The following is a 13,793-nucleotide window of genomic DNA, read 5'->3' as shown; positions in this document are numbered from 1 at the left end:
CCGGGTGCGCATGCTGTGGGAGAGCGCTCTCCCATCCTTGGCCCCTCACCGTGGAGGACCCTTGGCAACGAAAGCCGCGCTCCTCGCCTGCACCGCCGCCACCGTGCTGGCAGGCGCCTTCCTGACCGCGGCCACCTGGTCGCCCGCCGGAGCCGACGACCTGGTGACCCACCACGAGTTCCAGGTCAACTGCTCCCCCAGCCACCACCAGCCGGACGACCCGATCGTCTTCCCCGGGCTGCCCGGCGCGTCGCACGACCACACGTTCCTCGGCAACAAGACCACCAACGCGGCGACCACCCTGCAGTCGCTGCAGAACGCGGGCGTCGGCAACACGACGTGCCTGGCGCCGGACGACCTGTCGGCGTACTGGTTCCCGACCGTCCTGAACGGCAACCAGGTGGTGCTGCCGAACTTCGCGCAGGTCGTCTACTACAAGTCCGGCATCCTCGACTACACCAAGGTCGTGCCGTTCCCGCCCGGGCTGCGGTACGTCGTCGGCAGCGTCACCGCCACGCAGGACGAGTTCCAGCACGCGACCGGCGCCGTCGAGGGCTGGGAGTGCGGCGACAGCTTCCACAACTGGGACATCCCCGTCCGGTGCGTCGCCGGCAGCCAGCTCAACATCCGCTACCAGGCGCCGAGCTGCTGGGACGGCGTCCACCTGGACTCGGCCGACCACAAGAGCCACATGGCGTACCCGGACCGGGCGACGCTGACGTGCCCGGCCGACCACCCGGTGCCGGTGCCGATGCTCGAGTTCAAGATGGCGTTCCCGGTCAGCGGCGACATGTCCGGCGTGCACCTGGCCAGCGGGCGCGGGTACTCGTGGCACTACGACTTCTTCAACGCGTGGGACCCGCCGACGCTGGAGGCCTTGGTGAAGCACTGCATCAACGGCGGCCTGCAGTGCGACCCGCGCGGGTTCGACCTCTACAAGCCGGACCGCGGCACGGTGCTCGGACCGAACTACCGGCTGCCCGGCCGTCCGTGAGACGGCCGTTCCCGGGGGCGGTGGCGGTGGTGGCGCTGATCGTGGGCGGTTGCGCCACCACCGGCCCCGCCCCCGCCGCCTCGCCCTTCAACCCGACCGATGTGGCGTGGCTGCAGCTGGTGGTGCCGATGACCGAGAACGCGCTGGCGGCCGCCCGGCTGGCGCCCGGCCACGCGGCGAGCCCGGCGGTGCGCGCGGCCGCGGACTCGGTGGCGGCGCCGGCGGAACGGCTGCTGACGCGGCTGAAGTCGGCCCGCGACCGGGCCGGGCTGCCGGCGGCCGATGTCCACGGTGGACACAGGATGCCGGGCATGGTCACGGCGGCGGACCTGGTGGCGTTGCGCACCGGGACCGGCGAGGAGTTCGACCGGCGTCTGGTCGCCTTGCTGCGAGCCCACGCGGCGCAGCTGGTGGTGCTGGCGCGGGGTGAGCAGACCTCGGGCGGCGATGCGGAAACGCGGGAACTGGCCGGTGAAGTCGGCGCCGAAGGGGCGCGGCAGGAGAAGGCGCTGACCGGCCTGGGGTGACTGAACACGCGGAAACACGACTCGGCCCGAGCCGAAGCTCGGGCCGCGGAGGCCACCGACCCCACAGGGTGGCCGAGCCGGTGCCGTCGGGGCCACCCCGTGCGGTGGCCCCGGCGGCAGTTCACCGGCTCGGCTGCGCTCAGTACGTCACTGTCACCGGACCCCTTCCGGCGTGGGCCGTCACTGTCAGCGTCTGCGTTGCCGCGTCCCACTTCCAGCTCTGCGACGGCGCCCAGCCCTCGCCGACCCGCACCCGCGACGGCGCCGACGGCACGCCGAGGAACTTCACCGTCCACTCGCGCGAATTGACCTGGGACCGCCCGCGAGTCGGCTCGACCGTCACCGTGTGGGCGCCGCGCCGCTCGGAGTACGTGATCCGCGTCGTCGAGCTGTGCTTCGACGAGCTCCCGTCGTCCTCATACAGGGAGAACGACCCCGACGCCCCGGGCGCCACCGTGACCGTGGCGCGGTTCAGCGGGTTCTGGACGTCGTTGGTCACGTCGGCCGTGCGGGTCACCGTGATACCGCCCGCCCGGACGAACACCGGCATGGTCCCGAGGTCGGACGTCACCTGCTGGGTGCTCCCGCCCTGGTAGACCCGGCCGCTGAAGTAGTCCGTCCACTGCCCCGGCGGGAACCAGACCGACGTCGTCGCCGACGTCCCCGGGTTCGTCACCGGCGCCACCAGCATGTCCGGCCCGTAGAAGTACTCGCTCGACGCCGCCGCGTAGGCCGCCGGGTCGTCCGGGTACTCCACGTACGTCGGCCGCACCACCGGCACGCCCGTCGTCGCCGCCTGCTGGGCCAGCGTGTAGGTGTAGGGCACCAGGTTCTCGCGCAGGTTCAGGAACTTCGTCGCCGACGCCTTCGCCGCGTCGCCGTACTGCCACGGCAGCCGGTCGCTGTGGTTGCTGTGCAGCCGGTCGATCGGCTGGAACGTGCCGAGCTGGACCCACCGCGCGTACAGGTCGTCCGGCAGCTTGAACGTCTGGTGCTGCTGCCCGCCGGAGGTGTAGGTCTCGCTGCCGCGCAGCCCGGTCGTGTCGTTGTGGCCGCCGATGTCGTGGCTGATCGGCGACAGGCCCGTCGCGGCCGACTCGGCCGGGGTGATCCCGACCTCCATCCGCAGCGTGCCCCACGTCGAGGACGTGTCGCCGGTGAAGTGGACCGTGCTGCGCTTGTCGGCCCACGGCCCGGTCGACAGCCCGACCGGGCCGCCGTAGCCACCGGCCTGCAGCGAGCCGTACGCCCGCGAAGTCGCGAAGCCCCGCTCGATCGCGGGCGCGGACAGGTCGGCGTACTTCTGGTTGATGAACGAGTCCGGCGTGACGCCCTGCAGGCTGGACTTCGACGCGTCGCAGCACCAGTCGAGCCACCAGAAGTCGTTGCCCTGGTTCATCATCTGACCGTGCAGGTCCAGGTACGCCTTGAGCTGGTCGGGGTCGCCCCAGTCGAAGACGTAGCAGTCCGTGCCGCAGTTCGACTTCGCAAGCTTGCCCTTCGCCGTGGCCTGCGCGCGGGCGAACTGCGGGTCCGAACCCATGATGCTCGGGTGGATGTTCAGCGTGTTGTGCAGGCCCTGCGAGTGCGACCAGGCGAAGAACGCCGCCGGGTCGGGGAACTTGTTCGTGTCGAACTGCCAGCCGTTCCACGTGTCCGGCGCCTTGAAATCGGTGTCGGTCACCAGCACGTCCAGCGGGACGCCCTCGCTGCGGAACTTCGGCAGGATCTTGTCGCGGTAGTCGGCCGCCGTGCGGTCGATGTACTCGGAGTACCAGACGCCGTAGGCCCAGCGCGGCAGCAGCTCCGACGGCCCGGTCAGGGTGGCCAGGTCCCGCAGCCCCGCCTTGTAGTCGTGGCCGAAGGTGAACGCGTAGCCGTCCTGGTAGGGGTTCCCGCCGTGCGACGGCCGCTGCGTCACCTTCTCGGTGGCCGTGTCGTACAGCGCGGACGGGCTGTCGTCGAGCAGGTACCACCCGTCGGAGTGCAGGAGTCCTTCGGTGAGCGACGGCGTGCCGTTGTCACCGTTGACGCCGTCGAGGCCGCGCCGGTAGCCGCCGAGCGCGAGGTGCGGCTGCGGCACCGCGGCTCCGGTGCGCGTCACGGCGACCGTGTCGAGGTTGACGTGGCAACTCGCGTCGTCGGGGCAGCCGAGGACGACGTCGTTCGCGCCGGCCTTGAGGTCGACCGGCACCGAGGCGGTGCCCCAGGTGTCCCAGTTCGCGGTGGCCGGCAGCGACAGCGTGCGGGTCACGCCGGACGCCGCGACCGTCGCGGTCCTCGTCTGGTGCAGGCCGTCGCCGCCGGTGCCGTTGGCGTAGCGGACGGCCAGCTGGTAGGTGCCGGCGCTCGGGACCGCCACCACGCGGTGGGTCAGTGAAGAGCCGCGGTTGAGCTCGGCGACGAACCCGCGTCCGGCGTACCCGGTGTGGTCGGTGGCGACCACGGCCGAGCCCGTGCGAAGGCCGGATTCGGCTTCACAGCTGACGTCGAGGGCGCAGCCGGTGATCGCGCGCGCCGACGCCGGCGGGAAGGACGCGCCGGGCGGCAGCACCGCGATCGCGTCGACGTTGACGTTGCCGGAGTCGCTCGCGGTCCGCTCGAGGCGGAGGTTGTGGCGGCCCGCGGTGAGGGTGACCGGCACCGAGGCGGTGGCCCAGCTGTTCCAGTCCGCCGTCGTGGGCAGGGTCAGCTTCTGGGCCGCGCCGCCGTCGACGGACACGCTCAGGGTGCGCGTGACGTGCTGGCCGTCCCCGCCGGTGCCGTTCGCGAAGCGGGCGGTGACGTTGTACGTCCCGGCCGTGGCGGCGGAGACGTCGGCGGTGGCCGAGGTCCCCGTGCTCTCGAAGCCCGCGAGGAAGCCCTCGCCGGTGTAGCCGGTGTGGTCGGTGGCCACGCCCAGGCCGTCGGCCGTGAGGTCTTCGGCCTCGCAGAGCGCGCCGGTCGCGCAGGTCAGGTGGCGCCACGGCGCCGCGGTCACCGGTGCGCCCGCCGTGGTCTTGATCTGCAGGTTGCCGGAATCGAACGGACCGGAGTTCAGCTGGTAGGTCAGGGTCGTCGCGCTCGTGCGGATGGTCAGGACGCCGTTCGCCGTCGTGGCGGTGAACGGCGGGGGCGTGAACGAGCCGCGGCCGACGGCGTTGAACGTGGCGGCGTCGGTGAACCGGCCGTCGCCCGCGTACTCCGTGCGGATCAAGGTCGGGGACAGGACCTGGAAGCGCGCGTTCCCCGCCGCGACGGTCCCGCGCGCGGCGGGTCCGGCGTCGGCGGGCGCCGCGACGGTGACGACCGCGGCGGCGACCGCCAGGACGCTCACCAGGTGGAGGGATCTGACTGCTCTCGGCCGCACGGCGGAACTCCGTTCCGGTCAGGGGACCAGTTTTACAACGTTGGAAAAGGCGTTCCGATCTGAGCACAGGCGCTGGGCGGATGTCCAGGCCAGCGGGAAGATCTGTCCGGACAGCCCGTGTCACTGCCCGGCAGGCCACGCGGGCGGAGTACCGGGGCGAACCGGTCACGGGGGTGGTACTGGACGGCTCGCTCAAGCCGACTCGCGGATCACCAGCTCCGGGTCGAAGATCACCGATTCCGCACGCCGCTGCGGGTCGGCCATGCGGTCCAGGACCATCCGGGCCATCGCCGCGCCCATTTCCTCGACCGGCTGGCGGACCGTCGTCAGTCTGGGGCGGCAGCTCAGCGCCACCCGGCTGTCGTCGAAGCCGATCACCGCCACGTCGTCCGGGACCCGGCGGCCCGCCTCGCGCAGCACCGTCAGGGCGCCGTACGCCATCAGGTCGTTGGCCACGAACAGCCCGTCCAGCGCCGGTTCCTCGGCCAGCAGCCGCTCCATCGCGCGCTCGCCGCCGTGCTCGGTGAAGTCGCCCTCGGCGACCGCCACGTACGCGTGACCGTGGCGGGCCATCGCGTCGCGGAACCCGGCCAGCCGGTCCTGGCCAGCCGGTGTCCCCGCCGGGCCCGCGATCGTCGCGACCCGGTGGCACCCGCGGGACACCAGCCGGTCCGCGGCCAGCCGGGCGCCGTCCTGGTGGGCGACGTCGACGTAGCTCACCGGCGCCGGGCGGCCCGGCCGCGCGAACAGCGCCGTCGGGACACCCGCGTCGGTCAGCATCCGCGGCAGCGGGTCCTCCGCCGGGTGCAGCGAGATCAGCAGCACCCCGCTCACCTGCTCCTGCCGCAGCTTCGGCACGAGCTTCTCCCGCTCTTCGTCGCTGTCGACGAGCATCAGGATCGGGTGCAGGCCCTGCGGGCGCAAGTGCGCGATCACACCTTCGACGACCCGGCCGAAGAAGGGGTCGCCGAACACGCCGCCGAAGGCTTCGATGTGCCGTTCGGGCTCGGACACCACCAGCGCGATCCCACCCGTGCGGCGCGTGACCAAGGACCGGGCCGCGCGGTTCGGCACGTACCCGGTGGCGGCGATCGCGCGTTCGACGGTCTCCCGCAGCTTCGGGTCGACGTTGCGCACGCTGTTGACCACGCGGGACACCGTGGCCCGCGAGACGCCGGCGACCCGCGCGACGTCCTCCAGGGTCGGCGGCGCCGAGGGCGGGTGCGTCGTCACCCCTTCTTTGTAGCACGCTGTGAGAGCGCTCTCCCAGCCTTGGGACCGGCGGCGCGCCGATGACAAATGTCATGGGCGCCCGGTGCGGGACGGCACTGCCCCCGGACCACCGGCGAGACCAGCGTTTCCGGCATGACCACCACCGCCTTCCGGCCCGTTCTCCTGCTCACCGGCGGCTACGCCGTCCTCAGCGTCCTCACGCTCGTCGCGATCGTGCTCCTCCGGAACGACCACGCCCTGGTGACCGACGCGGTCTGGGTGCGCGCCACCCTCGTCGTCGCCAGTTCGCTGCTGACGTTCGCCTTCGCCCGCAGCGCGGCGCGCGGGTCGCGGAAGGGCCTGCTGAGGCTGCGGATCGTCGCCGCGGCGATGCTCGTGGCGATCGTCGTCATCGTCGCTCTGCCCGGGTTGTTCCCGGTGTGGCTGCGGATCGAGCAGGCCGTCTGCGGGCTGCTGCTGCTCGGTGTCACGGTGCTCGTCAACGGACGGCGGGTCCGGGCCCGGTAGCGTGCCGGAGGTGGACGGGACGAGGGACGTGCAGCGCTGGGTGCACGGCTGGCGGCTGCGGCTGCTCGACGCCGGGATGCTCGTCTATCCCGCCGTGACCATGGCGAGCGTGCTGCAGCACTCCTCGAACGCTTTCGCGGGATGCCTGGTCGTGGCCGCGTTCGCCGTGAGCTACCTGTTCGCCGCGGCTGCGGCCGCACGACGGGCGACGCGGCCGTTCTGGCTCCTGACCGGCGGCTGTGCGGTGCTGTTCGCCGCCGCGTTCCCGTTCGCCCAGGCCGACGCGTTCTTCCTCGCCGCCGTCGTGCTCTCCCTGGCCGTGCCCCGGCTCCCCCGCCGCGTTGGGGCGGGCTTGGTGGCCGCAGCCGCACTGGCCGCCGTCATCGGCCCCTGGCCCGGCGGACCGGCGTGGACGCAGGCGGTCGCACTCGTGTTCACCGTGCTCATGGTGTCCGCGTTCGCCGAGGCGATCCGGGCCAACGCCGCGCTCGTCGAGGCGCGTGCCGAGGTCGCGCGGCTGGCGTCGGAGGCCGAGCGCACCCGCATCGCCCGGGACCTGCACGACCTGCTCGGCCATTCGCTCACCGCGATCACCGTCAAGAGCACCCTGGCCCGGCGGCTCGTGGACGCCGACACGGCCCGCGCGGGCGAGGAGATGACCGCCGTCGAAACGCTCGCCCGCCAGGCGCTGACCGACGTCCGCGCGGCGGTGTCCGGCTACCGCGAGGTCACCCTGGCCGGCGAACTGGCGCGCGGGCGCGAGCTGCTGCGCGCGTGCGGCGTCACCGCCGACCTGCCGACCGCGACCGACGTCGTCGGCCCGGCGCACCAGGAGCTGTTCGGGTGGGTGGTGCGGGAAGGCCTGACCAACGTGGCCCGGCACGCCCGCGCGACCCGGTGCACGGTCACCCTCTCGGAGTCCACTGTGGAGGTGGTCGACGACGGCGTCGGCGGGTCCGCCGGGGAAGGCTCCGGGCTGGCCGGCCTCCGCGAGCGGGTCAACGCGGCCGGCGGGCAGTTCGGCGCCGGGCCGGTGCGGCCCGGCGGCTGGCGGCTGCGGGTGACGGTGTGACCATCCGGCTGCTGCTCGCGGACGACCAGGAGCTGGTCCGCCAGGCGTTGTGCGCGCTCCTCGCGCTCGAGGACGACTTCGAGGTGGTCGCCTCCGTCGGCCGCGGCGACGAGGTCGTCGCCGCGGCCCGCGAGCACCGCCCCGACGTGGCCCTGCTCGACATCGAAATGCCGGGCCTGGACGGTCTTTCCGCCGCGGCGGTGCTCGCCGCGCAGGTGCCGGGCTGCCGCGTCGTCATGCTCACGACCTTCGGCCGGGCGGGCTACCTGCGCCGCGCGATGGACGCGGGCGCGGCCGGGTTCGTCGTGAAGGACGCCCCGGCCGACGTCCTCGCCGACGCGATCCGCCGCGTGCGGGCCGGTGAGCGCGTGGTCGACCCGGCGCTGGCGGTCGCCACGCTCGCCGCGGGCGAGTCGCCGCTGACCGCCCGGGAACGCGACGTGCTCGTCACCGCCCGGACCGGCGCCACGGTCGCCGAGATCGCGTCCCGGCTCTACCTGTCCGAAGGGACGGTGCGCAACTACGTCTCGGCGGCGATCGCCAAGACCGGCGCACGCAACCGGGTCGAGGCGGTGCGGATCGCCGACGAGCGCGGCTGGCTCTGATTGGCCCGGTCCGCCCGCCCGGAATTGGATCTTCTGCCGGGCCGCCCGCCACCCTAGGTTGGCCGGGTGAAAACCGTTGACCTGTGGTTCGACCCGGTGTGCCCGTGGGCGTGGATCGCCTCCCGGTGGCTGCTGGAGGTGGAGGCCGTCCGCGAGGTCCGGACGCGGTTCCACGTGTTCAGCCTGTCGCTGCACAACGAAGGGCGGGAGGTGGACGACTGGTACCGCGGCTGGCTCGACGAGCGCTGGGGCCCCGCCCGTGTCGCGCTGGCCGCCGAGCGGGCGCACGGGAACGAGGTCCTGCGCGAGCTCTACACCGCGCTCGGCACGCGCTTCCACCGCGACAAGGAACCGGTGACGCGCGAAACGATCGTCGCCGCGCTGGCCTCGGTGGACCTGCCCACAACGCTGGCGGACGCCGCCGAGTCGCCGGACCTCGACGCGGACCTGCGTGCCGGGAACCGCGCGGCGCTCGACCCGATCGGCGAGGACCTCGGCGTCCCCGCGATCCACGTGGACGGCCACGCCTTCTTCGGCCCGGTCGTCAGCCCGGTCCCGCGCGGTGAGGAAGCCGGACGGCTGTGGGACGGCGTGCTGCTCGTGACCGGCACGCCCGGGTTTTCCGAGCTGAAGCGGGGCCGCGGCCGGCCGGTGACGAGCTAGGTGTTTCGCGTCAGACGGGCCTCCGCCGCGTCCCAATCCCCGACACCCGAGGGCTCGTAGCGCCGGACCTCCTGGGTTTCCCGCACCAACGCCCGCATCGACGCCAGATCCGGCAGGTCCTCCCCCAGCGCCCGGGCCTGGACCAGGACGTTGCCCAGCGCCGCAGCCTCGACCGGGCCCGCCAGGACCGGCACTCCGCACGCGTCCGCCGTCAACCGGCACAGCAGTTCGTTGCGCGCCCCGCCGCCGACGATGTGGACCACGTCGATCGTGCGGCCGGTGATCGATGCCGCCTCCCGCAGCGTGCGGCGGTAGGCCAACGCGAGGCTGTCGAGGATGCACCGGACCACCGCGGCCCGCTCCGCAGGCGGCCGCTGGCCGGTCGCCTCGCAAGCGGCAGCCAGGCGCGCCGGCATGTCACCGGGTGGCAGGAACGCCGGGGCGTCGATGTCCACCACCGCCGCCAGCGCGGGCGCGGCCGCCGCCGCCGCGAGCAGGCCGGGCAGGTCCGAAGTGGACCACGTCCGCAGCGTCTCCGACAGCACCCACAGGCCCATCACGTTGCGGAGAAAGCGGATCGTGCCGTCGACGCCGCCCTCGTTGGTGAAGTTCGCCGCGAGGGCGGCGTCGCTCAGCTCCGGCGCCGGCAGCTCCAAGCCCGCCAACGACCACGTTCCCGAGGAGATGTACGCGAAGTTCGTGCCGGGCGAAGCGGGCACGGCGACCACCGCGGACGCCGTGTCGTGCGAACCCACCGCGATCACCGGCAAACCGGACAGTTCGCGGGCCGTGCCCACCACCGTGCCGGGGTCGCGCAACGGCGGGAGCAGCCGCGGCGGGATCCCCACGCGGTCGGCGAGCGAGGTGGCCCAGGTCCGCGCGCGGACGTCGTAGAGCTGCGTGGTCGACGCGTTGGTGCGTTCCGCCCCGATCTCTCCCGTCAGCCAGTGGTTCAGCAGGTCGGGGATCAGCAGCACGGTCCGCGCCGCGGCGAGCCGGTCGCCTTCGGCCACCAGCTGGTACAGCGTGTTGAACGGCAGCTGCTGCAGCCCGGTCACGTCGTACAGTTCCCGGTCGGGCACCGGGACGGTGATCCCGTCCGTGCGCGGGTCGCGGTAGTGGACGGGGTTGCCGAGCAGTGCGCCGCGCTCGTCCAGGAGCCCGTAGTCGACCGCCCACGAGTCGATGCCGACGCCGTCCAGATGCCCGGCCTCGCGGATTCCGGCCACGGTCTCGCGGTAGAGACCCAGGACGTCCCAGTACAGCACCGGGCCCGCCTGGATCCCGCCGTTGGCGAACCGCCGTACCTCCGAGACCTCCAGCACCGACGAGCCGACGGTCCCGGCCATCACCCGTCCGCTGGACGCGCCGAGGTCGACGGCCGCGACTCGTTTCACGGGCGGACCACCGTCAGCTTCAGGCCGAGCAGGTCCGCGACCGCCGTCAGCTCGGCGACGCGGTGGCCGGTACCCAGCGCCCAGTGGTGCGCGATGCCGCTGGCCGACCAGGCGTCGGTCCACTCCCCCGGGTCGCAGCCGAAGTCGACGCGGGAGGTCGTGTTGCCGATCCGCAGCAGCGGCCCGGGCACCACCGTGCCTTCCGAGGCGACGAGCGTGAACGTCCCGTCGCGGCCCTGGCCGAGCCCGCACAGCGTCACCGGCCCGTGCTTGACGTCGAACTCCACCGACACGCCCCAGCCGCGCTTGCCGTGGTAGACGCCCAGGCCGCGCAGCAGCGGCTTGCGGGCGCTGATACCGAGGTGGGCCGGGCCGTCGTGGCCCATCTCGACCACGCCGTCGCGGAAGTTCAGCGCCTGCAGCTCGGTGAACGAGCCGCCCGCGCCGAGCCGGTCCATGACCAGCATGGCCAGTGACGTCCGCAGCTCGTACTCGCCGACCGCCGGGATGCCGCGGGCGGTGAGCAGGGACGCGCCGAGGATGAACCCGGCGCCGACGCGTTCGTGCGTCTCGCCGTCTAGGCCGCGGTGATAGTAGGCCAGCGAGTCGAGCGAGAAGTCGTCGACAAGCCGGTCGAGGGCCACCGAAACCCGGGCCCCCCAGGCGAAGTCTTCGTCCACGACGGACTCGTCCACGGTGAACACTTCGCGGGCCAGTTCGACGCGGTCCTTCGTTTCGGCCTCGGTGACCTTCTCCACGCGCACCCGCAGGTCGTCGACCTCGAGGATCTCGACGTGCCCGCCGAGCTGGGCCGAGACGAGCGTCGGGTCGGCCGAGACGTCCATCATGCCCGGGTACAGGTGCCCGAGCAGGCCGTGGCGACCGCGGCGCAGCGCCGCCCGCACTCCGGCGGCCTTGATCCAGCGGGAGATCCGCGTCCAGGCGCGCTCGTCCTCGAGGTAGCCGGACACCGAGCGGAACTCGACGCCGAGGCGCCGGAACGCGTTGGCCATCTCGGGCAGCGGGCAGGCGCCGCAGTAGGCCAGCCACGCGCCGGTGTCGAAGGACTCGTGGTCCATCACCTCGGTGGGCTGCAGGTTCAGCAGCAGCACCGGCGCGCCCGAGCGCTGCGCGACCGGCGCCAGCATGCTGGACGTCAGGTACGTCGTGAGGAACCCGATGATCAGGTCGCACCCGGCCACCCGCAGCTTTTCCGCCGCGGCCGCGCCCTCCCGGGGGTCGGAAACGAACCCGGCGTCGACGACCTCGCAGTCCATCGTGGACAGACGCTCGGTGACGCGCCGGGCCGAGGCCTGCAGCTGCGGCAGCAGGGCCGGGAACTGCGGCCAGTACGCGCCGAGCCCACCGGACACGAGCCCGACCCGCGTGCGGCGCGGGGTGATGCGGTCGATCATCGGTCCTCCTTCAGCGCAGGAACGCGGCGGCCACTCCGGCGTCCACCGGCACGTGCAGGCCGGTGGTGTAGGTCAGCTCGCCGCCGGTCAAGGCGAACACCGCGGCGGCCACGTGCTCGGGCAGCACTTCCCGCTTGAGGATGGTGCGCTGGGCGTAGAACTCGCCGAGCTTCTCCTCGGGAACGCCGTAGACGGCCGCGCGCTGGGCGCCCCAGCCGCCGGCGAAGATGCCGGAGCCCTGGACCACGCCGTCGGGGTTGACGCCGTTGACGCGGATGCCGTGCGCGCCGAGTTCGGCGGCCAGGAGCCGGACCTGGTGGGCTTGGTCGGCCTTCGCGGCGCCGTAGGCCACGTTGTTCGGGCCCGCGAACACCGAGTTCTTCGACGAGATGTAGACGATGTCCCCGCCGATGCCCTGGCCGATCATCGCCTTGGCCGCCGCCTGGGCGACCAGGAACGAGCCCTTGGCCATGACGTCGTGCTGCAGGTCCCAGTCGCGTTCGGTGGTCTCCAGCAGCGGCTTCGAAATGGACAGCCCGGCGTTGTTGACCACCAGGTCGATCCCGCCGAAGGCAAGCACGGTCGTGTCGATCGCGGCCTGGACCGCCGCGGCGTCGGTGACGTCGGCGGTGACGGCCGTGCCGCCGATCTCCGCCGCGACCTCCGCGGCCGCGTCGCCGTTGAGGTCGGCGATCGTCACGCACGCGCCTTCGGCCGCGAGCCGCTGCGCGATGGCCTTGCCGATGCCCGAACCGGCGCCGGTGACCAGGGCGATCCGCCCGGCCAGCGGTTTCGGCTTGGGCATGCGCTGCAGCTTGGCCTCTTCGAGGGCCCAGTATTCGATCCGGAACTTCTCGCTTTCGGGGATCGGCGCATAGGTGGAGACGGCTTCGGCGCCGCGCATGACGTTGATGGCGTTGACGTAGAACTCCCCCGCCACCCGCGCGGTCTGCTTGTCCTTGCCGAACGAGAACATCCCGACACCGGGGACGAGCACGATGGCCGGATCGGCGCCGCGCATGGCGGGCGAATCGGCGTCGGCGTGCCGGTCGTAGTAGGCGCGGTAGGAGTCGCGGTATTCCGCGTGCAGTTCCTTCAGCCGCGCGACGACGTCGTCCAGGAGGGCGGTCGCGGGCAGGTCCACGACCAGCGGGCGGACCTTGGTGCGCAGGAAGTGGTCCGGGCACGAGGTGCCGAGTGCGGCGAGCGGCGCCAGCTTCTCCCGGGAGAGGAACTCCAGCACGACGTCGCTGTCGGTGTAGTGGCCGACGACCCGCTGGTCGGTCGAGGCCAGGCCGCGGATCACCGGCGCCAGCGCCGCGGCGCGGGCGTGCCGCTCGGTTTCGGGGAGGGCTTCGAAGCCGGGGACGACCGGGCCGAACGGTTCGGGAGCGCCCCGCTCGGCCAGGAAGGCTTCGGCCGTGCGGATGATCTCGAGGGAGTTGGCCTGGCACTCCTCGGAGGTCGCGCCCCACGCGGTGATGCCGTGGCCGCCGAGGATGACGCCGATGGCCTGCGGGTTGGCCGCCTTGACCGCCGCGATGTCCAGGCCCAGCTGGAACCCGGGCCGCCGCCAGTCGACCCAGGCGACCCGGTCGCCGAAGCACTCCTTGGTCAGCGCCGGGCCGTCGGCCGCCGTCGCGAGGGCGATCCCGGAGTCCGGGTGCAGGTGGTCGACGTGCGGGGCCTCCACGAGACCGTGCATCGCGGTGTCGATCGAGGGCGCCGCCCCGCCCCGGCCGTGCAGGCAGTAGTCGAACGCGGCGACCATCTCGTCCTCGCGCTCCACACCGGGGTACACGTCCACCAGGGCCCGCAGCCGGTCCAGCCGCAGCACCGCCAGCCCGGCCTCGGTCAGCGTGCCGAGGTCGCCGCCGGAGCCCTTGACCCACAGGACGTCGGCAGGCGAGCCGGTGACCGGGTCGGTCACCGCGCCCTTGGCGGAGGTGTTGCCGCCGGCGTAGTTGGTGTTGCGCGGGTCGGCCCCGAGCGCGTTGCTGCGCGCGATGAGCTGCTCCGGCACGGTCATCC

The 13,793-nt window shown here is 72.9% G+C and carries 11 protein-coding genes; 6 read left to right on the top strand and 5 right to left on the bottom strand.

Annotation, left to right across the window (positions count from 1 at the left end):
- Window positions 1–61 precede the first annotated feature (61 nt).
- On the top strand, window positions 62–994 hold the full coding sequence (locus tag ACFPLC_RS36270; RefSeq protein WP_378192569.1) for a DUF1996 domain-containing protein: 933 nt from the start codon (window positions 62–64) through the stop codon (window positions 992–994).
- On the top strand, window positions 991–1,521 hold the full coding sequence (locus ACFPLC_RS36265; RefSeq protein ID WP_378236049.1) for a DUF305 domain-containing protein: 531 nt from the start codon (window positions 991–993) through the stop codon (window positions 1,519–1,521). The genes ACFPLC_RS36270 and ACFPLC_RS36265 overlap by 4 nt, the downstream gene beginning before the upstream one ends.
- 139 nt (window positions 1,522–1,660) lie before the next feature.
- On the opposite strand, the gene ACFPLC_RS36260 is transcribed toward ACFPLC_RS36265, so the two are convergent.
- Both ACFPLC_RS36260 and ACFPLC_RS36255 read right to left on the bottom strand, forming a co-directional pair.
- On the bottom strand, window positions 1,661–4,870 hold the full coding sequence (locus tag ACFPLC_RS36260; protein WP_378236048.1) for a TIM-barrel domain-containing protein: 3,210 nt from the start codon (window positions 4,868–4,870) through the stop codon (window positions 1,661–1,663).
- 192 nt (window positions 4,871–5,062) lie between these two features.
- Entirely contained in the window at window positions 5,063–6,103 is a 1,041-nt protein-coding gene (locus ACFPLC_RS36255; RefSeq protein WP_378192564.1) for a LacI family DNA-binding transcriptional regulator, read from the bottom strand.
- Between the two features lie 132 nt (window positions 6,104–6,235).
- On the opposite strand from ACFPLC_RS36255, the gene ACFPLC_RS36250 reads away from it, so the two are divergent.
- The 4 genes from ACFPLC_RS36250 (at window position 6,236) to ACFPLC_RS36235 (ending at window position 8,950) form a co-directional block, all read left to right on the top strand.
- A complete protein-coding gene (locus ACFPLC_RS36250) occupies window positions 6,236–6,610 on the top strand; it encodes a hypothetical protein (RefSeq protein WP_378192562.1) in 375 nt (124 codons plus the stop codon).
- Between the two features lie 10 nt (window positions 6,611–6,620).
- Entirely contained in the window at window positions 6,621–7,682 is a 1,062-nt protein-coding gene (locus ACFPLC_RS36245; protein ID WP_378192560.1) for a sensor histidine kinase, read from the top strand.
- Window positions 7,679–8,287 (top strand): response regulator, encoded by a 609-nt coding sequence (locus tag ACFPLC_RS36240; protein WP_378192558.1) that lies wholly within the window; start codon window positions 7,679–7,681, stop codon window positions 8,285–8,287. The genes ACFPLC_RS36245 and ACFPLC_RS36240 overlap by 4 nt, the downstream gene beginning before the upstream one ends.
- A gap of 66 nt (window positions 8,288–8,353) precedes the next feature.
- On the top strand, window positions 8,354–8,950 hold the full coding sequence (locus ACFPLC_RS36235) for a mycothiol-dependent nitroreductase Rv2466c family protein (RefSeq protein WP_378192557.1): 597 nt from the start codon (window positions 8,354–8,356) through the stop codon (window positions 8,948–8,950).
- On the opposite strand, the gene ACFPLC_RS36230 is transcribed toward ACFPLC_RS36235, so the two are convergent.
- Genes ACFPLC_RS36230 through ACFPLC_RS36220 form a run of 3 tightly spaced genes read right to left on the bottom strand, consistent with a single transcriptional unit; the run spans window position 8,947 to window position 13,791 of the window.
- A complete protein-coding gene (locus ACFPLC_RS36230; protein ID WP_378192766.1) occupies window positions 8,947–10,299 on the bottom strand; it encodes a rhamnulokinase in 1,353 nt (450 codons plus the stop codon). The genes ACFPLC_RS36235 and ACFPLC_RS36230 overlap by 4 nt on opposite strands.
- A 44-nt stretch (window positions 10,300–10,343) precedes the next feature.
- The gene (locus ACFPLC_RS36225; protein WP_378192555.1) at window positions 10,344–11,762 is read right to left on the bottom strand and encodes an arabinose isomerase; all 1,419 of its coding nucleotides are present in this window, start codon (window positions 11,760–11,762) and stop codon (window positions 10,344–10,346) included.
- A 10-nt stretch (window positions 11,763–11,772) separates the two neighbouring features.
- Window positions 11,773–13,791, bottom strand: a complete 2,019-nt coding sequence (locus ACFPLC_RS36220; RefSeq protein WP_378192553.1) for a bifunctional aldolase/short-chain dehydrogenase — start codon at window positions 13,789–13,791, stop codon at window positions 11,773–11,775.
- Window positions 13,792–13,793 lie beyond the last annotated feature (2 nt).

The sequence above is a fragment of the Amycolatopsis plumensis genome, assembly GCF_042652605.1.
Taxonomy (GTDB): domain Bacteria; phylum Actinomycetota; class Actinomycetes; order Mycobacteriales; family Pseudonocardiaceae; genus Amycolatopsis; species Amycolatopsis plumensis.
This window is presented reverse-complemented; position numbering and strand designations above follow the sequence as displayed.